This is a genomic window from Enterococcus sp. E5-37 (assembly GCF_035726925.1).
Classification (GTDB): domain Bacteria; phylum Bacillota; class Bacilli; order Lactobacillales; family Enterococcaceae; genus Enterococcus_B; species Enterococcus_B faecium.
In genome coordinates, this window is the sequence record NZ_JAPMLG010000012.1 from 21,860 (window position 1) to 41,306 (window position 19,447).

Below are 19,447 nucleotides of genomic sequence, written 5' to 3' on the forward strand. Positions count from 1 at the left end.
GAAAAAATGAAAAAAATGTATACGATTGGCCAAGTATCGGAACTATTTGATTTGCCAAAATCAACGATCCGCTATTGGGATGAACAAGGATTAATCCGTTCAAATAGACAAGAAGAGAATGATTATCGATTGTTTGATATCGATGATATTTTTATGCTTTATGATATCGTTTTTTATAGAAAATTAGATATACCGATCAAACAGATGAAGAATTTATATGGAAAAACATTGACGGAGTTATATGAGACACTTGATGAAACAGAAAGAAGAATCCATAAAGAACTGGTGGTGATGAAACAAAAACAAAAAGAGATAAGGGCGCGAAAAAAAACAGTTGAAATTGATGATCGATACAAACGAGGAAGAATTTCCTGTAGAAGAGATCCCATTTGACTGTATGATCTCAACAGAGTTTGAAGATATTGTGGAAATCAAAAAATTTCTACCTAACTATTCAAGCTTTGGGATGATGAGTATGCCAGCTTCCAGTTCACAGACGATGTATGGATTTTTTATCGACCCTAGTGAAGTACATTTATTTACTCAAGACGTGATTTGGGAGAAAAAAGATACGGCTGTTTATCGCCGATTCTTATTGAAATCCGAGATGAACCATGCGGAACGTAATAATATTTTAGAAATCAGAGAAAGAATGCATGAAAAAGGATGGAAAACAGGAGAAGTGATCGGCCAATATCTATTGACGAATACGGATGAAAACAATATCAGAATTGAATATTATCATGCATGGATAGAAGTGAAAGAGTAGGAAATATGTGTTTAAGATAACTCGGAAATGATGGTTGTTTTAGTTACAGGTAAAGAAAAATTTTTCTGGTTCAATTACGGTTTTAATGTGGGGGATTATTAGTCGTGGATAGATAGAATTTTAGTTTTTTAGAGGAAACATGTTTTTAAAAATGGAACGGTTGCAATTCTTAGCGATATATACGATGTAATTGTCCTCTTAAAAAAGTATGGAAAAATAATTGTATTGGATGTTATGTATAATTCATGGTGAACTGAGACTAATGAGAAGAAAAATTCATATTGTTATGAGTGAGATTGTATCAGATGAGAATGATAAATTAAATAGGTGCATAAAAGCATTACACTTAAAATATATTGTTGCTTACATTATTACAATATGTTAATAAGGCAAAAATAAATAGATGGATTGAATAAACATATTTTTTAGTCAAATAGTCCCTACTGTGACTTTCCTCAGCTATCGGTGATACTACCGATAGCATTTTTTTTTGCTTATAAAATAATTATAAGTATTTAGAGATTTTTCTTCTAACATTCTTTAAACAAGAAAAATCACAAAGGTTATTGTTATTTTTACATATTCTTTTTAAGAATGATTATTTTTTTGTATAAATTTTAAAAAATAAAACACGTTATTTATGGATAGTTTATTTGTGATTTGGCAATATTATAGAAGTTGACTGGTAGTGATTTATTTTTTCGATATTTTACAAAAATGTTATTTTTTGGAAAAATTCACAAATGTATAACGAATGTTTTTCTGGAATTGGCTGCGTTAAAAAGCAGTATGACTAATATAAATTCTATTGTCATTTATGCAATTTTTTATGGATAGTAATTTTAGAGGTGAATCAATGAAGGAAGAAATAGAAGGGAAAAATAGTTGCAAATACGCCAGTTAGCAAAAATAGCAATACATCTTCAAGCTTTAAAATTCGAGAGAATCATCTTAGTAGTGGAATCAACTACAACAAAAGGATTAAACCAATTAATAGACAGAATTACCAATGGAAAAATAGAAAAGGTAGTTATTCTATACAAAAGTTGTTTAATCCGCTTCGGTTATGAACTTAGTGAAACACTTCGCAATATATGGTACAGAATATAGAAATTATTGACATTACAGAAAATGATGAAGATTTAATACAGATTGTCACTATTTGTAGATACCTTTTACAAGGAAACCGAGCCAATAAAGCTAAGAAGATGATTAAGGAGTTGATGGAAGACGATACAAGTTAAGAAAGTAAAACTACGCCCAAATAAAGAGCAAAAAGAGTAATTGGATGTGGGAAATGCAAGAAATGAACCATCGATTCGGTGGACAGTTTATTAGTAATGACGGTTTGAGAACATCCATGACGAGAATGAAGGAACATCCTAAATGCGTTTAGTTGAACCAAGTGCCAAATAATATGGCCAAATAAGCGATCAGTTAACGATGAATCCCAAGTATTCTAAACTATATATTCATTTTGATGCTAAGCATTGATATATTTTTTTGGGATTGATGAAGGTTAACCAATACAGGGACTCACTGATGAAATTCTAGAGTCTGACCTTGGTATCAACGATTTAGTGATTGTTTCTAATGGAAAAGTATAAAAGTATATAAGTACATTAACAAAACAACTATTAGGGTTACGCTCCAGCTTGTGCAAGGCACTGGCAGGAGGAATCGTGAAATCATAATTATGGTTAAGCCACACGGACAACTAAAAGTCATACAAAGCTATCGAATCAATCAACAGAAGACAATCGGCAATCATTAGCTTTGTTTACAGCTTACATTGCAACGCTTGAGTTGAACCGAAAATACGAGGGAGGTAACGCAGCCATTTTGAGTTGGGGAATCTTTTTAGAAAATTATCGGGTACCTTGTTGTTTAGTCAAAATTATAAGGGGGAGTAATAGTGAGGAACAAATTTCATAAACTGTTAAGTATGTTTCTAGTTATGCTTATTGTGATCAATCAATTTGGGAACATAACGGTTCTAGCTGAGTCTTTAGCAGAACAGCCAGAGCGTTCGCTGACGATCGAAGTTGATCAAGAAGAGGCTGCTTTGGGTGAGCAGTTCCAGTTGCGAGTCAGAGGAACACCAGACCTGCTAAATGCATTGGTCATTGATAAGAGTGAGGATTTGATTGAAGGGGAAGTGAAGCAACTCAATGATTACGAACGTCTGATTACTTATTCTTCCCAGCATTCAGGTAAATACGAATTGACCGCAAGAAGCGGTGATATTCAATCAAATACGGTCTCAATAGAAATCAGTGTACTAGAAGAAAGCACAAGTGAGTCTTTTAATGTACCAGAAGAAAGCGCAAGTAAATCTTTTAATATACCAGAAGAAAGCTTAAGTGAATCTTTTAATGAAGCGAGATCATCTGAGCCATCTATGACGCAGGAATCTCAGTTTGAAAGACAAGAGGAGTTCTTGAATTATGACATCGGCATCTCTGCTGAGCGCCCCACTTTGCCGAGCAGGCATACACAAACGTTAAAGGGATACATTCAAGGAGGCGCTGGCGATATTCTTGAAGAATATGGGGAGATGGTCGTACGAGTTCCTAGAGCATCGATTGGCTTAATTGAGTTCATTAGAGTGGAGGTCGCTGGTGATTCACCTTTAAAGCCACTGGCATTTTACCAAGAAGGCACAGACGTTGTTTTTCCATTTACCTTTGATTATGAAGGATTAAATGAAGCCGCTCAGTCGTATACATTCAGTATCACGTTTGAAGTTGCTTTCTTTCAATCAGGCGGTACTGAACCAAATAATGACTTTCAAGTGAGTCTTACTTATGCTGAGCGAGCAGCAAACACGGAGTTTTCAATTACACCTATTCCTTCATCAAGACCCATTTTTTCGAAATTATACTATGGCTCTAGAGAAATCGACAGCCAAGGAAATCTTGGGAATCTGCTGATTGACGGGCAAGACGTGACCAACAGTAATAAATTTATTTTGCAGGTGAATTATGAAGGATCACGAAAAGACGGTGTAGTGGTTACCGATGTACTACCGCAAGGAACAACTTTGGCACCGAATCCGACTACATGGAGTTCCACTGGAAATAGAGAACCTATTTCAGGTGGGGTTCGGATCGCAGAAGTAACGAATCCAGGTGAAGCAAACGTTAGAACTCATTATGTTTCCGAGGAATTTGTGGACAAAGTATCTTTTAATAAGGAAACGAATACACTTGTTGTGGACTTTGGTAATCTAGCAGAGGGTCAATCGTATTTTATTGAATATGCTCTTGAAGTGACCGATGTCGACTTGTTCAATGAAGGAAGACAAGAGGATGGGTTTTCTCGGAATCGAGCGAGTATGACCTACAATAATCTGGTAATGAGCCGAGACTACCGCTTGAGAATCCCTGAAAGTAATCTTCCGGCAATCTCTTTAAGAAAAAGTGTGGACAAAAATGTTATCAATCTCAATGAAAATGAACTAACGTATACTCTGCATGTCTCGATGTTTTCTGGAACAAGCAATACACTTGTTATTGAAGATGTTTTGGAAGAAGGCATGGAATTTGTGTCATTTCTATCAGATATTCCCTCTTTCATTGATGCCGAAGTCAATAATGGAATAGTTCGTTTCAGTGCGAATAATACGATTGGTGGTCCGACAAGTTTTACCCTCTCTTTTAAGGTCAATGTAGAGGCGTATGCGGTCGGCGATCAAATTTTAAACTTTGCAACGCTTGTGAATAGTGACAGTCGATTGAATACGAGTACTGTAAGAACAAGGAAAATCGATGGGCGTATTAAAGTAATTAAAACTGATGAGAATGGCCAAAGGCTGGCAGGAGCAAAATTTGAAATTTTATCAAGCGATTCACAAGTGATACAAGAAGGTATAACGGCAGAAAACGGAGAATTTTTAAGTGAACCGCTTCCTGTAGGTAGCTATCAAGTCCGAGAAACAGAAGCACCGGAAGGGTATCTTTTAGATGCGACGATACATGATGTTTTTATAAATGAATACTCCATAGAAGAAGTGACGTTAACCATTGAAAACATCCTTGATACGGGTGGTGTTGAACTAATTAAACGTGCTGAAGGCAGTGGTGAGGTCCTGCAAGGAGCCGTTTTTGAGTTACAAGATGCCAATGGAACCGTTCTGCAGTCAGGTTTAACCACAGGAGCAGATGGAAAACTGGCAATTGACGGTTTAGCGCCAGGAGTGTATCAGCTGGTAGAAACTCAAGCGCCAATAGGATATGAATTGGATGCGACACCGATCGAGTTTGAGATCGAAAGAAGTCAGACAGCGGTGGTAGAATTGACGAAAGAAAATCGACTTACACCAGGCGGTGTCGTGTTGACAAAGATCGATGACCAAAGCGGGGAAGTCCTGCAAGGAGCTGTTTTTGAGTTACAAGATGCCAATGGAACCGTTCTGCAGTCAGGTTTAACCACAGGAGCAGATGGAAAACTGGCAATAGACGGCTTAGCACCAGGAGTGTATCAGCTGGTAGAAACTCAAGCGCCAATAGGATATGAATTAGATGCGACACCGATCGAGTTTGAGATCGAAAGAAGTCAGACAGCGGTGGTAGAATTGACGAAAGAAAACCGACTTACACCAGGCGGTGTCGTGTTGACAAAGATCGATGACCAAAGCAGGGAAGTCCTGCAAGGAGCTGTTTTTGAGTTACAGAACCGAGAAGGAGCAACACTACAAACCGGTCTAACCACAGGAGCAGATGGAAAACTGGCAATAGACGGCTTAGCACCAGGAGTGTATCAGCTAGTAGAAACTCAAGCGCCAACGGGGTATGAATTGGATGCGACACCGATCGAGTTTGAGATCGAAAGAAGTCAGACAGCGGTGGTAGAATTGACGAAAGAAAACCGACTTACACCAGGCGGTGTCGTGTTGACAAAGATCGATGACCAAAGCAGGGAAGTCCTGCAAGGAGCTGTTTTTGAGTTACAGAACCGAGAAGGAGCAACACTACAAACCGGTCTAACCACAGGAGCAGATGGAAAACTGGCAATTGACGGTTTAGCGCCAGGAGTGTATCAGCTGGTAGAAACTCAAGCGCCAACGGGGTATGAATTGGATGCGACACCGATCGAGTTTGAGATTGAAAGAAGTCAGACAGCGGTGGTAGAATTGACGAAAGAAAACCGACTTACACCAGGCGGTGTCGTGTTGACAAAGATCGATGACCAAAGCAGGGAAGTCCTGCAAGGAGCTGTTTTTGAGTTACAAGATGCCAATGGAACCGTTCTGCAGTCAGGTTTAACCACAGGAGCAGATGGAAAACTGGTAATTGGCGGTTTAGCACCAGGAGTGTATCAGCTGGTAGAAACTCAAGCGCCAACGGGGTATGAATTGGATGCGACACCGATCGAGTTTGAGATCGAAAGAAGTCAGACAGCGGTGGTAGAATTGACGAAAGAAAACCGACTTACACCAGGCGGTGTCGTGTTGACAAAGATCGATGACCAAAGCGGAGAAGTCCTGCAAGGAGCTGTTTTTGAGTTACAGAACCGAGAAGGAGCAACACTACAAACCGGTCTAACCACAGGAGCAGATGGAAAACTGGCGATAGATGGCTTAGCACCAGGAGCATATCAGCTGGTAGAAACTCAAGCGCCAACGGGGTATGAATTGGATGCGACACCGATCGAGTTTGAGATTGAAAGAAGTCAGACAGCGGTGGTAGAATTGACGAAAGAAAACCGACTTACACCAGGCGGTGTCGTGTTGACAAAGATCGATGACCAAAGCAGGGAAGTCCTGCAAGGAGCTGTTTTTGAGTTACAGAACCGAGAAGGAGCAACACTACAAACCGGTCTAACTACAGGAGAAGATGGAAAACTGGCAATTGACGGCTTAGCACCAGGAGTGTATCAGCTGGTAGAAACTCAAGCGCCAACGGGGTATAAATTGGATGCGACACCAGTAACTTTTAAGATCGAAAAAGAACAAGAAGTGGCAATCTTTTTAACAAAAGAGAATAGAAAAGTTGCTGATAGCTCAGATACAAGAGGAAACAATCCAACAAGCAGTGGGAATAAGCATCTTCCAAAAACTGGAGAAACCATCATTAGCCAGTTTATATTGTCAATATTGGGTGTGCTACTTGTTTTCATCAGTATAAAATTTAGAAAGAAACGAAATATATGAGCTAAAATAAAAAATTGAATAAGCATAGTTTTTAAAATCAACTAGTACCCATCAATTGAATGGAAACTACCGATTTTAGAAGGGGGATACAAACAAATATTAGTATCGGAATAGAGAAGGTTGAACCCAACCAGTAAATAAGTAAAGACAATTTTGTGCTGCGTTGAGAAGTGAAAAATAAACCTTTGTAGTAATACTAGTTAATAAAAAATATACAAAAACACTGCGAAAATCATTCTTGAGTTTCGCAGTGTTTTTTGCCTAATGACTCAAGTTTATCCATTGGGTAATATTTTGATTTTCTTTCTACAAATAATCAGCGATCACTTGTAATTTTTTCTCTAGTTTTAATGGCTCTTTGTCAATAAGGAGAAAAACAAGTCGGATCTTTTGTTCTCGAAAAGCTTCAACCAACTCGTGAATAAAGGTTACGCCTCCTTGAAAGGCGTGGAAAAACCAAGTAATCGATCAATCACCAATTTCGTATTTGTTAGAACACGTTTGGTGAGCTGAAAGTAGGTGGCGTTCATGTCTGTAACTAAGAATTCTATTTCTTTGGGATTAGTTCAGCTAAGGAAATAGTTTGTTAATCGAGGAATTTTTTGTGTAGGTAAATTTTCTCGATTAATTTTTCTGTCTCGCCATCCGCGGAAATAAAACTCAGTTTATCCTCAACGGAAACGTGAGAACGAAATTCACAACCCTCAACACTCAAGACAGAATTCTTTTGGAAGACTTTGGTAAATAGCTTTTCAACTCTTTCAATGTGCGAATAACGGTTGTCAAAGATACCTAACAACTTTTCGAAATAAAAAATAACGACACTTTTTTAATCAGTAAAGAAGTGATTTTATGTCTGACATGTTTTGAAATCGAGTACCTTGGACGGATAAAATAACTTTGAGCGGTCCAGTGGCTTCGACAGTTTTTACAGGTATAGCGCTGCTTTTTTAGGCGTATAACCATTGGCATATGATTATATTATTCAAAGTGGACAATGGTTTCCTTCTTCTTGTTTTTCACCACCATTAAGTTCCTATTTCCATCTACCACAGCAGAACCACAATTTCTACAGACACATGGAGCAGGGGAGAGAACTGCAGCAACGATCAATGTTTTTTTCTTCTGTAAGTTTTCATAAGAGACCTCTGTAATCATCAAATTTTTGTCTATTGATCTCAGAATTTTTTTGATAGAACCATTCATAAAGCACATCGTTCTCTCAGTTGTTTATTTTGTGGTGATTTAATCATACAAGAAAACGATATGTTTTTTTATAAAAACATGAATAGGAAAAATAGTTGACAAGAAAATGGCAACGCCATATGATGTTCCATAGTATTTACAACCTGTCATAGATGACTGTAAAAAATAAAAGTAAAAAGAAAGGACGACCACAGGTGAATTTTTATCAGTCTCTACAACTAGATCCGTTTATTTTAAAACAAAAAATACGAGAAGCAGCTTCTAAAAAAGAAAAGTGCATGTATATTTGTTCATTGTTTTTACGATCATTATTCATCGTATTGTTTGCCATTTGTTTTATCATTATAATTACAACATTATTTGAATCGAAGCATAAACCATACGCTGTGGTTTTATTCTGTATGTTGATGAGTATTCGTTTTGTTGACTTTGGTTATAAGATTTCCCATTCGATCATAGGTTTAGCAATCGTCATGTTCTCACTATTAGTAGCACCGTATGTCCAGCTGATCAAATGGTCAGTTATGGGCATGTTGATTCATTTTATTTTACTAAGCAGCATATTAATGGCAACCGCTAGTGATCCCAAAATGGGGAATGCTTCTTTGTACGGCTTTTCATATCTTTTTATTGTTTATTCGTTACCTAAAGATTCGTTGAACAAGAATTTCTTTACACAAACAAGTAGCTTATTATTTTTGCTTTTTTGTTGGTTTTCAGTTCTCCTTTACAGAAAACATCGAGAAAAGAACAAAGACAAAAGCTTGTTTAAAGAGATTTTTTTGAAAGGCATGTATTCGCAGGAAAAAATTTGGATGCTCATCTATGCATTTGGCATTAGTCTTTTGATCGTTGCAGGAGAGTATGTCCCTTTTCAGCGATTGATGTGGGCAGGGTTTGCATTTTCTTCTATTGTATCTAGCTATGGATTGATGTCGATTGGTTTCAAAGAACGAGCAGTAGACCGAATCATTGGCTCATTGATTGGATGTGTTTTATTTATTGGTATCAGCCAATTTATTCCTTTTAACTGGATCGGTATATTAGGTGGTCTAGCTTTAGGTGTTTGTTCTACCTATAGATATAAAACAGTTTTTAATTGTTTTGGTGCTTTGGCAATCACTGCCAGTTTATTCGGGGTTCCAGGAGCAGTAACGATCCGCATTTTTGAGAATATCCTTGGGGTATGTTTAGGAATCATGTATATTGGGGTGACTGAAATACTTATCCGAAAAATAAGAGAAAAACACGGTTTGAATCATTAGATGAGATCGAATAAAAAATAAGGAAAAAGTGAAGATACACATGGATGATAAATTGCTATCATTCCATGTGTATCTTTTTACGGTAAATCAGTGAAACGTTCGACTTTCATTTTTAATTTATACTTTTTACGGAGTTCGTTTATTTGGGCCATCATTTCGGATTTGTGATGCTTTTCGATTGCTTCTTCATCTTTCCAACGGTCGATCAGTAAAAGAGATTCTGGATCTTCTAGTGGAAAGTAATAGTCATATTTCTCGTTTCCTTCTTCTGCACGAATCGCTTTGACAATGTTTCTTTCGACCATTTCTTCTGCAAATTTTCTGGCTTGTCCATTTGTACTTGTATACAAAATATTCACTGTGATACTCACTAAATCCCCTCCTGAAAAAATTCTATCACTAGTATATCACGGTGCCAGAAATTATTATTCAAGATATGATACACATTTTTTCCGCAATGCTACGGAAATATATATTTTGAATAGAAAACGCTTGCAATATATGCTTGGTTTATAAAAATAAAAGGAGTGATTGATTTATGAAAAAAGCATTGATTATTTGTGCGGCAGGAATGTCATCCTCGATGATGGCCTCAAAGACAACGGATTTCTTTAAGCAAAAAGGAGAAGAGGTACTCGTAGATGCAGTTTCAGCTACAGAAGGCGATAATATGATTAAGAATAGTGATTTTGATTTATTTCTGATCAGCCCGCAAACGACGATGTTTTTGGATAAATTCAAAAAATTAGGAGAATCTGTTGGAAAGCCTGTTGTTAGTATCCCTTTCCAAGCGTATGTCCCAATCCCTACAGGCATCCAGAAGTTAGCAGAGGTGATCGAAGAGAACATATGATGGAATAGGAGTGGATGATAATGAAACAGAAGGAAAAATTGCTGTTGAGATATTTGATTGATCACAAGAAGGAGTATGTCACCAGTCAACGTTTAGCTTCTGAATTGTTATTATCTGATCGGACAATCCGTAATTACTTGCAGCGGATCAAAGAGTTAGTAGAAAAAAACGGAGGTAAGATCATTGCTAAACCAGGTTATGGCTACCAACTGCATATTTTACAAAGACTGACATTTGACTTGTTTTTGAGTCGGCAAGAAATAGTACCTGGATATGCTAGAGAACCGCAAGGATTTTATGAGTCCGAAGATCGACAAAAGTATATATTGAACCAATTGCTTTTGGAAGATGCCATTCTTTTTATGGATGATTTGGCAGAAGAGCTTTATATCAGTCGTTCCAGTTTGACAAAGGACATGCAAGAAATCAAGGAGCGATTGATTCCATATTCACTAAAAATCGTTTCTAAGCATGGTCAAGGGACATGGATCGAAGGGGAAGAAAGAAACCGAAGGCATTTTATCATGGATACTTTTTTTGGAAACCATTATGGAAATTCATTGAAAGAATATTTAGGACAAAGCCGTTTTTTCCCAGACATCAGTTTTGAAGAGCTAGTCATTATCATTCTCGATGAAACAAGAGAAGCTAAGTTAAAAGTTTCGGATTTTATCATACAGAATCTGACTTTACACTTGGCTTTGGGGATCAAACGGCTCCGAGAAGGGTTTGAAATCAAGGAATTAGGCATCGAACAAGAAGTTTCTAAGCGAGTAGAGTATCAAGTGGCGCAGCGGATCGTTCAACGTATTGAGGTAATCGCAGGTGTATCGTTTCCCGAAGAAGAAATTGCTTATTTGACATTACATCTCATGGCTAAGTCGAATCACAAAGAAAATAAAAATGATCAGGAACTATCAAAGGAATTAGCCAAAGTTCTGAAAAGATTGTCTCAGGAATTTCATTTTTCATTAGTAGAGGATCTCCAGCTTTTCAATGGACTACTCGATCATTTGTCACCGATGATGATTCGATTGAGCCGAGGTATTCGCATTGAGAACCCATTGACTGAGGAGATAAAGAAAGAAAATCCCAAAGTCTTTGACGCAGTAAAAAGGCATTTCAGCAACATGCCGGCTTTGAAAAACTATACCATCAATGAAGATGAATGGGCCTATTTGGCTTTGCATCTCATGGCGGCATTGGAAAAAGAAAGAGCTGCGCATAAACTACATGCATTGATTATCTGTGCAACGGGTTACGGCAGTGCCCAACTATTAAAAAATCGTGTAGTCAGTGAATTCGGTAAAAATATTACAGTGGTAAGTGTAAAAGGCTATTATGAGATCAATGAAACAACTTTAAAAGGAATCGACCTGATTATTTCTTCTATATGATCTTTCGACAATGTTTTTCAAAATTCCAGTTTTACATGTCAGTATTTTTTTGAATGAAGATGATGTTCATAAAATACGAAAGGTAATTGGAGAATCTATACCCTATCATTCTTCAGATAGACCGATACCAGCATTTTCTCTACAGCAAAAAAAGCAGATTTACACCGAACAGCTATCTGAAAAGTTTTTCAAGACTTATACGTACGAACCGAAAAAGGAAGAAGTTCTTCATGATTTGCTGCAAAAGCTGAGCATAAATGAAGAAGAAGGATATATAAGAGAAATGCGAAAGCAGATCCAGCAACGTGAAAATATGGGACAAATCATATTCAGTGATACAGTGGCAGTCCCACATCCCGCTGTTCCAGTTGGAATCGAAACAAAGGTAGCCGTTGCATTGATTCCTTCTGGGATGCAGTGGGATCAATATCAAGAAATCCATTTTGTTTTTTTAGTTTCGCCTTCTTATATCGAAAATGAAGGAATTACGGTCGTGACTAAAGCAATCGTTAGGTTAGTTGACCAGCTAAAAGTACAGCAGGAAATCTTAGCTGAACCTATTTTTGAGAATTTCAGCAGTAAATTTATCAAACTGATCGAATAAGGAGGAAAACAGATGGCTGAAAAAATAAACAGTGAAACACTACAAGTGACTTCTTTTGATATCATTTTCCATAGCGGAAATGCACGGACACTGATACATGAAGCATTTCGCTCGATGCGTAAGGAGATGTTTGAAGAAGTAGAAGAGAAGTTGCGACAAGCAAATGAAGAGATTCTTCATGCTCATCGATCACAAACCCAACTTCTAAAAGAATATGCCAGCGGGATAAAAATAGAAATGGAAATTATCATGGTCCATGCACAAGATCATCTAATGACGACGATGACATTATTGGAAGTTGCACAGGAAATGAATTATTTGTATCAAAAAAATAAATAGAAAGGAAGGGACATTGTGCAAGATACAGTAAAAAGGAAAATCGAATTAGAAAAAAAGCAACTTAGTTTGAAAAACATGTATTTCAATCGTTATCTAATCGTACGTTACCTGACTGCCTTTTTCTTTTTCATGAACATGCAATGGATGATTCTGCTTCTATCAGCTAAAAGTTTAGGAAGTAGTTTACCGATGATTCTGATTTTAGCTATTTTGCCTGCAGTAGGAGAACAAGTAAAGCTTTATCGAAAACACCAAACGAACGTTCCATGGACAAAGTGGTATTTTTTGTTCCAGGGTGTCTTTAATTTATTATTGATTCCAGTGTTGTTTACCTCAGGATTTACACTCTTGTATCCTTTTATGGCAAATAACAATGGAGGACAGTTATTTGTTTTCATTCTTGTTGTAAGCGGTATTTTTACCAGTGCATTTATACAGTATCGTTTAAAGAAAATTTCACTCAACCAAGACCAACAGTATATCCGTATTAAACAATATGAAAAAGCGTTATATTTAGGAAAGGAGAATAACTAATGTTTGATTTTTTGCAGAAATACCTGATGGGACCTATGGGGAAAATTGCGCAACTTAAAATCGTTCGGGCTGTCATGGCAGCGGGGATGGCTTCTATTCCTTTCACGATCGTAGGCTCGATGTTTTTGGTTTTAAATATTTTGCCATTACCGTTCCCATTTTTAGAAGGATTTTTTAATGCAACTTTTTTCAAAGTTAGTGACTTGTACATGATCGTCAATACAATGACGATGGGGATTTTATCTATTTACTTTGCCATTGTGTTTGCTTATGAATTAACGTCAATTGAACGAGATGAACAAAAATTAAATGTTAATCCGCTCACGGGGGCATTACTATCTGTTTTTGCATTCTTTATGTGTATCCCTGAATTGATCATGACTGATGGTAAAATCAGCTTGATTGCTTCTATCAATGAGACAGAAACTGTAGTAAATGGTATTAGGATGGGCTCTTTTGTCGAACGTTTAGGAACTTCAGGAATCTTTACAGCTATTATTATGTCGATTATTGCGGTCGAATTGTATTGTATGTGTGTCAAAAGAAATTGGGTCATAAAAATGCCAGATGTTGTTCCGCCAGGAGTTTCTCGTTCTTTCACTGCTCTGATCCCAACATTTGTCATTGCGTTTGTGGTGATGATCATCAATGGATTATTAGTTGCACTAGGAACGGATATCTTCAAAATGATTGCTATCCCATTTGGGTTTGTTACGCAGTTGACGAATACATGGCTTGGTGTCATGGTGATTTATTTCTTGATCCATGCATTGTGGATCGTAGGGATCCATGGAGCGAATATCATCACTTCTTTCTTGACCCCGATCGTATTAGCTAATATGGCAGCTAACGCACAAGGCGCAAATTATCCGTTGGCAGGAGAATTCAACAATTCTTATGTAACCGTTGGTGGATCAGGTGCGACTTTAGGATTGATCATCTTTATTGCATTCCTCGCGAAATCTGATCAGCTGAAAGTGTTAGGAAAAGCCTCACTTGTACCAGGATTATTCAATATCAATGAACCAATCATTTTCGGGATGCCAATCGTCTACAATCCCTATTTAGCGGTTCCGTTTTTCTTAGCTCCGATGGCTTCTGCTACACTCGCTTATTTTGCCATTCGGCTGGAAATCGTCAAACCGATGCTTGCACAGATGCCGTGGCGTTCACCAGTCGGGATCGGAGCATTTGTTGGTAGTGGTGGTGATTGGAAAGCGGCTGTGTTAGCAGTCATTTGTGCAATCATCGCATTCATTATCTGGTTCCCATTTATCAAATTCTATGATAATAAATTATTAAATGAAGAAAGAGAAAAGGCAGCAGAATTAGCTAGTGAAAAGTTAAAATGATTTCTAAGAAAAAAGGAACTGTGACAAAAAATCACAGTCCCTTTTTTTCTTAGAAATGGGAAACCACTAGTATATAAATACTATTATTCTTCAATCAACCGCTTCACGATTGCATAATCCCCTTCATAAGGTTCATCTACACCATTGATTTTTTGATAGGGATCCACGCCTTTTCCCGCAATAACGACTGAATCTTGCGGAGCGCTTTCTGCTAAAGCGCGTCGAATCGCTTCAGGACGATCCATTTCATAATGAACGATCAAATCTGGATTAGTAATTGCTTCATTGATTTCTTCCGCGATTTTTTTCGGATCTTCAAATGCTGGGTCATCTGCCGTCAAAAAGGCGATGTCAGCTGTTTCTGATAGCACTTTTCCAAAATCATGTCGACGGGAGATTGCTTTGTTTCCTGGGCTGCCTAATACAACAATTACACGGCCATCTGGATGTTCATTTTTGGCAAATTCCAGCAATGTTTTCAAGCTTAGATAATTATGTGCGTAGTCCACATAGACATGCGCTCCATTGGATTGGATCAATTGATCCATTCGGCCTGGTACACGAGCTTCTTTTAATCCGTCTTGTGCATCTTGACTGGAGGCACCTGTTAGTGCTGCGGCAATGATCGCACTGGCTGCATTTTCTTGGTTGAATCCTCCAGCCAGCAAAATATCATAAGCAGTATCGCAGATAGCTAAGCGATCTTCATGAGAAGATAAAGTAAAACCGTGAGTACCTTTATCTGAACGGATCACTTGATAATTGCTTTCTTCCGAACGACCATAAGTGATCGTTGGAATCTGGAATAGATCGGCTGTTTCCCTAAGTAAATCAAAATAGTCACTTTCATGATTTAAAACAACTGTTTTTGAATTCAAGATCAATTGTCGCTTGCAATAGAAATAGTCATCAAATGTCGGATGTTCGATCGGACTGATATGGTCAGGCGAGATATTCAAGAAGATTCCGACATCTAAAGTCAAGCCGTATACGCGTTGTGTTTTGTAAGCTTGTGAAGAAACTTCCATCACTAGATGAGTCATACCATTTTCAACTGCTTCTGACATCATACGATATAAATCTAATGACTCAGGCGTTGTCAAATGGGATTTGAAATATGTTTTGCCATCTAACGTTGTATTCATAGTAGAAAGCAATGCTGTTTTTTTATTTGTTGTGTGATCCAAGATTGCTTTTGTAAAGTACGCAGCAGTTGTTTTACCTTTTGTTCCAGTGAATCCGATCACTTTCAATTTATTTTGCGGATAGTCATAAAAAGCCATAGCAAGAAGCGCCATTGCTTTACGGATATCCGTTACGATGATTCCTACTGCTGAATTTTCGTATGGTTGTTCTGATACATAATATTGAATACCCTGTTCGATTGCTGAATCCAAATATTCTTCTTTGAAATTCATTCCTTTACAGAAAAACAAAGTAGAAGCATCAGCTTTTCTTGAATCATAACTTAGCTGAAGAAATTCAGCTTTTTCTGGTACATTAAGATGCCAGCCTCTTGTTGAAACAAATTCTTTTAATAGATTTTCTTTTAATAGTAAATGACGGATGTCTTCTAAAGAGAAGCTCATTGATTGATCCCTCGCTTCATTCAATTTCTTGATTTATTATAGCACACTCTTTTTAATATATCGTTTGTTTCCGCTATGACAAAATCCAGCTTTATTCAAATTTTCTTGACACAGGGGACAAGCGGATGAGTATTTTCATAAACAATGAACTGACTGTAATAGATAGGAGAACGAATAGTGTCTCCAACAATCCAAAAACATAATAATTCAAAAAGACGATAAGACTATTGGTAAGTAAAAGTCCTTGCGGCATTGGAAGCCGAAAAAATTTGTGGAAAATAATCGGCGGTATCGTTATACCGCCATTTGAGGCCCCGACTGTGTACAATGTGTAAACCCCAAGACTGAACAAAAGACTTCCTGAAATCAGTGAAAAGAAATGTGAGGAGATCATTTCCACTTTTGGAACAATCTCTAAAACAACAGGAAAAAGCAGACTTCCCGCTACAGTCTTAAAAAATACTGATTTTCCTAATAGGACAGCGGCTAGAAGCAGCATCATAAGGTTGATGCTCCAAACAGTAACTGAGCGTTGGATAGAAAAGGCCGTTTCAACTAAATGTCCGATGGCGCCCACTCCGGCGGAAGCTATATCGTGAGGGAGCAAGAACCAATTCAATCCAACTGTGATAAAGAAAAGACCTAAAAATATAACGGGTAGTTTTTTTATTTCTTGTGTCATTGATATCTCCTATAAATGTTAGCCATAAAAGGCTGTATATTTCTTTACTTTACCAAAAAAACGAAACCGAATTCAAAAAAACGATTGTTCTTATAAAAGTTATATAAAATCGATTGCCAGTTTCTGTTTTACCAATTAAAATGATAGTAATGTTTTGTAGAAAGTTGGAATCTGACCGATGGATAATCAAAGAAAACCAGCATTAGATCAATTAACACCGCAAGAAAAAATGGCACGAGGCTCTGCTTGGATGACCGCCAGTAATATCATTTCAAGATTGCTAGGCGCTGTCTATATCATTCCCTGGTATGCTTGGATGGGCGAAAATGCTAAGGCTGCCAATGGATTATTCAATATGGGATACAATATATATGCATTGTTTCTACTGATCTCTACAGCAGGAATACCTGCTGCGATTGCAAAACAAACTGCACGCTATAATTCATTGAATGAATATGGCACTTCACGACGATTATTTATCCGTGCATTACAGATGATGGGCGGGTTAGGCCTGTTGTTTGCTTTGTTCATGTACATCGCCTCTCCTTGGCTAGCTCATGCTTCTGGTGGCGGAGAAGAACTGATTCCAACGATGCGTTCTTTGAGTATCGCTGTATTGGTTTTTCCTTGTATGAGTGTGATACGAGGGTATTTTCAAGGCAATCAAGAGATGATGCCTTATGCGCTGTCGCAGATTGTAGAACAGGTGGCACGTATTTTTTATATGCTATTGGCTACATTCATCATCATGAAAGTCATGGATGGTGACTATGTGACGGCGGTCACGCAATCAACTTTCGCGGCATTTATCGGTATGCTAGCAAGTATTCTTGTCCTTTTGTATTTTTTGAAGAAACATCAAGCGTATACATCGGCGTTTATTCACTACAGCGAAAACAAAGTAAATATTGCAACGAAGGAATTGTTGTTAGATACCGTTAAAGAAGCGATTCCGTTTATTATTGTGGGTTCAGGGGTAACGATCTTCAAATTAGTCGATCAGTTCACTTTTATGAAGATCATGTCTGCATCCACCGAGTATTCCAATGCACAGTTACTGGATCTTTTTTCGATTTTTAGTGCCAATCCAGATAAGTTGACGATGGTAGTTATCGCATTGGCAACATCGATCGCGTCTACTGGGTTACCGTTGATTACAGAAGCTGTTACGTTGAAAGATCGAGTAGGCCTGGCAAAATTGACAAGCGGAAATTTACAGTTGTTTTCATTTTTTATGTTTCCGGCGACATTTGGTGTTATGTTACTTGCCTATCCGCTAAATACATTATTTTATACACCGGATTCTCTAGGAAGTAATGTACTGATCCAAGCAAGTTTTGTAGGACTCTTCCTAGGACTTTATATGCTAGTTTCCAACATGCTGCAAGGAATGTTTGAAAACAAGGCGGCAATTAATTATTTGGTTATTGGATTTCTAGTGAAACTCCTTCTTCAATACCCAGCCATTCGTTTATTTGAAGTATACGGCCCTTTATTGGCGACAATGATCGGATTTGCTGTGTCTTGTACCTTGATCTTAAAGAGAATCCATGAAGTAGCCCGCTTTAAACCAAGTTTTGTCTGGCGCAGGACATTGCTGATCTTTATTCTTACCTTGATTATGCTTTTGGCTTCGTGGATCACAAAGATGATTTTTGGTGCTTTTTTAAACGAAGATAGCAAATTCCAGTCTCTATTGTTGATTCTTGTAGTAGCAGGTATAGGGGCTTTAGTGTATGGTTATTTAGCTTTGAAAATCCGCTTGGCAGAAAGACTACTAGGACCAGGAATAGCGCGTTTACGACATAAATTAAAAATAAAATAAGTGAATCGGAAGAGCTAGATTGATGCTCTTTTGAAATGGGGGAAACGCATGCGTTTAGATAAGTTTTTAGCAGATATGGGACTTGGCAGCCGCAAAGAAGTCAAAGGATTGATCAAAAAAGGAACGATCGAAGTCAATGGACAAGTGGTGAAAAGCGATAAAGCGCAAGTAAATGAATTCGAAGATGCGGTTACTTATTTAGGAGAAATCATTACGTATCAAAAAGATTTTTACTACATTTTGCATAAACCTGCAGGAGTCATTTCTGCTACTCAGGATAATCATGATCAAACCGTAATCGATTTATTGGAAGACCAGGATTATCGGGAAGATCTTTTTCCAGTCGGCCGATTAGATAAAGACACAGAGGGCCTCTTGATTTTAACGAATGACGGGGTGTTTGCCCATCAGTTACTATCACCTAAAAAACATGTGGAGAAAGAATATCTAGCTGAGGTTAGCAGTATAATGACAGAAGAAGATATCCGTTTATTTGCAGAAGGACTGATTATTGATGGCGATGAGCAGACATTGCCGGCAAAACTCCAAATTGATCAAGTAGATCAAGAGACAGAAACTTCAATTATCCGTCTGATTTTGCATGAAGGAAAGTTTCACCAAGTTAAGCGAATGGTCAAAGCAGTAGGAAAAGAAGTCTTATATTTAAAAAGAATCCGTATGGGAAAATTTTGGCTGCCTAAAGATTTGAATAAAGGGCAATATCGACCCATGACCAAAGAAGAGCTAGAACAAGTGAGAGAAAAATAATTGAATGGATAGCTAAAAGAATAAGCAGAGTAGTTGTAGCGCCATCTGAAAAGCAGACTTGTCCGTCTGACTTTCGGATGGCTTTTTTGTGAAATTTCGGCTTATTTCCG

General features: G+C 37.6%; 11 protein-coding genes and 4 pseudogenes. 11 read left to right on the plus strand and 4 right to left on the minus strand.

Features of this window, described 5'->3' with window-relative positions; all coding sequences use genetic code 11:
* Positions 1 to 6: 6 nt before the first annotated feature.
* From OS138_RS10225 to OS138_RS10235, 3 genes and pseudogenes are all read left to right on the plus strand, one after another.
* A pseudogene (locus OS138_RS10225) lies at positions 7 to 769 on the plus strand (MerR family transcriptional regulator).
* Between the two features lie 950 nt (positions 770 to 1,719).
* Positions 1,720 to 2,013: pseudogene (locus tag OS138_RS10230) on the plus strand (IS607 family transposase); the annotation flags it as partial.
* Positions 2,014 to 2,684: 671 nt separating this feature from the next.
* Positions 2,685 to 6,923: an MSCRAMM family protein gene (locus tag OS138_RS10235; RefSeq protein ID WP_325070080.1), complete on the plus strand. Its 4,239-nt coding sequence runs from the start codon at positions 2,685 to 2,687 to the stop codon at positions 6,921 to 6,923.
* Between the two features lie 464 nt (positions 6,924 to 7,387).
* On the opposite strand, the pseudogene OS138_RS10240 reads toward OS138_RS10235, so the two are convergent.
* Positions 7,388 to 8,129: pseudogene (locus tag OS138_RS10240) on the minus strand (transposase); the annotation flags it as partial.
* A gap of 152 nt (positions 8,130 to 8,281) precedes the next feature.
* Between OS138_RS10240 and OS138_RS10245 the strand changes: the two are divergent.
* The gene (locus OS138_RS10245; RefSeq protein WP_325070081.1) at positions 8,282 to 9,394 is read left to right on the plus strand and encodes an FUSC family protein; all 1,113 of its coding nucleotides are present in this window, start codon (positions 8,282 to 8,284) and stop codon (positions 9,392 to 9,394) included.
* Positions 9,395 to 9,471: 77 nt separating this feature from the next.
* Here OS138_RS10245 and OS138_RS10250 read toward each other — a convergent pair whose 3' ends face one another.
* Positions 9,472 to 9,765, minus strand: a complete 294-nt coding sequence (locus OS138_RS10250) for an antibiotic biosynthesis monooxygenase family protein (protein ID WP_002285944.1) — start codon at positions 9,763 to 9,765, stop codon at positions 9,472 to 9,474.
* A gap of 167 nt (positions 9,766 to 9,932) precedes the next feature.
* On the opposite strand from OS138_RS10250, the gene OS138_RS10255 reads away from it, so the two are divergent.
* The 5 genes and pseudogenes from OS138_RS10255 (at position 9,933) to celB (ending at position 14,473) form a co-directional block, all read left to right on the plus strand.
* Complete coding sequence (locus tag OS138_RS10255; RefSeq protein WP_002297720.1) at positions 9,933 to 10,247, plus strand: PTS cellobiose transporter subunit IIB; 315 nt, start codon at positions 9,933 to 9,935, stop codon at positions 10,245 to 10,247.
* Positions 10,248 to 10,267: 20 nt separating this feature from the next.
* Positions 10,268 to 12,248, plus strand: a pseudogene (locus OS138_RS10260) (BglG family transcription antiterminator).
* Positions 12,249 to 12,260: 12 nt separating this feature from the next.
* A complete protein-coding gene (locus OS138_RS10265; protein WP_325070082.1) occupies positions 12,261 to 12,587 on the plus strand; it encodes a PTS cellobiose transporter subunit IIA in 327 nt (108 codons plus the stop codon).
* 15 nt (positions 12,588 to 12,602) lie between these two features.
* The gene (locus OS138_RS10270) at positions 12,603 to 13,121 is read left to right on the plus strand and encodes a hypothetical protein (protein ID WP_325070083.1); all 519 of its coding nucleotides are present in this window, start codon (positions 12,603 to 12,605) and stop codon (positions 13,119 to 13,121) included.
* On the plus strand, positions 13,121 to 14,473 hold the full coding sequence (gene celB / locus OS138_RS10275) for a PTS cellobiose transporter subunit IIC (protein WP_325070084.1): 1,353 nt from the start codon (positions 13,121 to 13,123) through the stop codon (positions 14,471 to 14,473). Before OS138_RS10270 ends, celB begins: the two co-directional genes overlap by 1 nt.
* Positions 14,474 to 14,556: 83 nt before the next feature.
* On the opposite strand, the gene OS138_RS10280 is transcribed toward celB, so the two are convergent.
* A complete protein-coding gene (locus OS138_RS10280; protein ID WP_325070085.1) occupies positions 14,557 to 16,062 on the minus strand; it encodes a UDP-N-acetylmuramoyl-L-alanyl-D-glutamate--L-lysine ligase in 1,506 nt (501 codons plus the stop codon).
* Positions 16,063 to 16,153: 91 nt separating this feature from the next.
* Entirely contained in the window at positions 16,154 to 16,744 is a 591-nt protein-coding gene (locus OS138_RS10285; RefSeq protein WP_002285964.1) for a YitT family protein, read from the minus strand.
* 178 nt (positions 16,745 to 16,922) lie between these two features.
* Between OS138_RS10285 and OS138_RS10290 the strand changes: the two genes are divergently transcribed.
* Together OS138_RS10290 and OS138_RS10295 are read left to right on the plus strand one after the other, a co-directional pair.
* The gene (locus tag OS138_RS10290; protein WP_002332371.1) at positions 16,923 to 18,569 is read left to right on the plus strand and encodes a putative polysaccharide biosynthesis protein; all 1,647 of its coding nucleotides are present in this window, start codon (positions 16,923 to 16,925) and stop codon (positions 18,567 to 18,569) included.
* A gap of 48 nt (positions 18,570 to 18,617) precedes the next feature.
* Positions 18,618 to 19,337 carry a pseudouridine synthase gene (locus tag OS138_RS10295; protein ID WP_325070086.1) on the plus strand — a complete coding sequence of 240 codons (720 nt, stop codon included), beginning with the start codon at positions 18,618 to 18,620 and terminating at the stop codon, positions 19,335 to 19,337.
* Positions 19,338 to 19,447: the final 110 nt, after the last annotated feature.

Excerpts from the sequence above, each read along its gene's own strand:
- OS138_RS10245 (WP_325070081.1), top strand. The coding sequence starts at position 8,282 with ATGACTGTAAAAAATAAAAGTAAAAAGAAAGGACGACCACAGGTGAAT.
- OS138_RS10255 (WP_002297720.1), top strand. The coding sequence starts at position 9,933 with ATGAAAAAAGCATTGATTATTTGTGCGGCAGGAATGTCATCCTCGATG.
- OS138_RS10265 (WP_325070082.1), top strand. The coding sequence starts at position 12,261 with ATGGCTGAAAAAATAAACAGTGAAACACTACAAGTGACTTCTTTTGAT.
- celB (WP_325070084.1), top strand. The coding sequence starts at position 13,121 with ATGTTTGATTTTTTGCAGAAATACCTGATGGGACCTATGGGGAAAATT.
- OS138_RS10280 (WP_325070085.1), bottom strand. The coding sequence starts at position 16,062 with ATGAGCTTCTCTTTAGAAGACATCCGTCATTTACTATTAAAAGAAAAT.
- OS138_RS10285 (WP_002285964.1), bottom strand. The coding sequence starts at position 16,744 with ATGACACAAGAAATAAAAAAACTACCCGTTATATTTTTAGGTCTTTTC.
- OS138_RS10290 (WP_002332371.1), top strand. The coding sequence starts at position 16,923 with ATGGATAATCAAAGAAAACCAGCATTAGATCAATTAACACCGCAAGAA.
- OS138_RS10295 (WP_325070086.1), top strand. The coding sequence starts at position 18,618 with ATGCGTTTAGATAAGTTTTTAGCAGATATGGGACTTGGCAGCCGCAAA.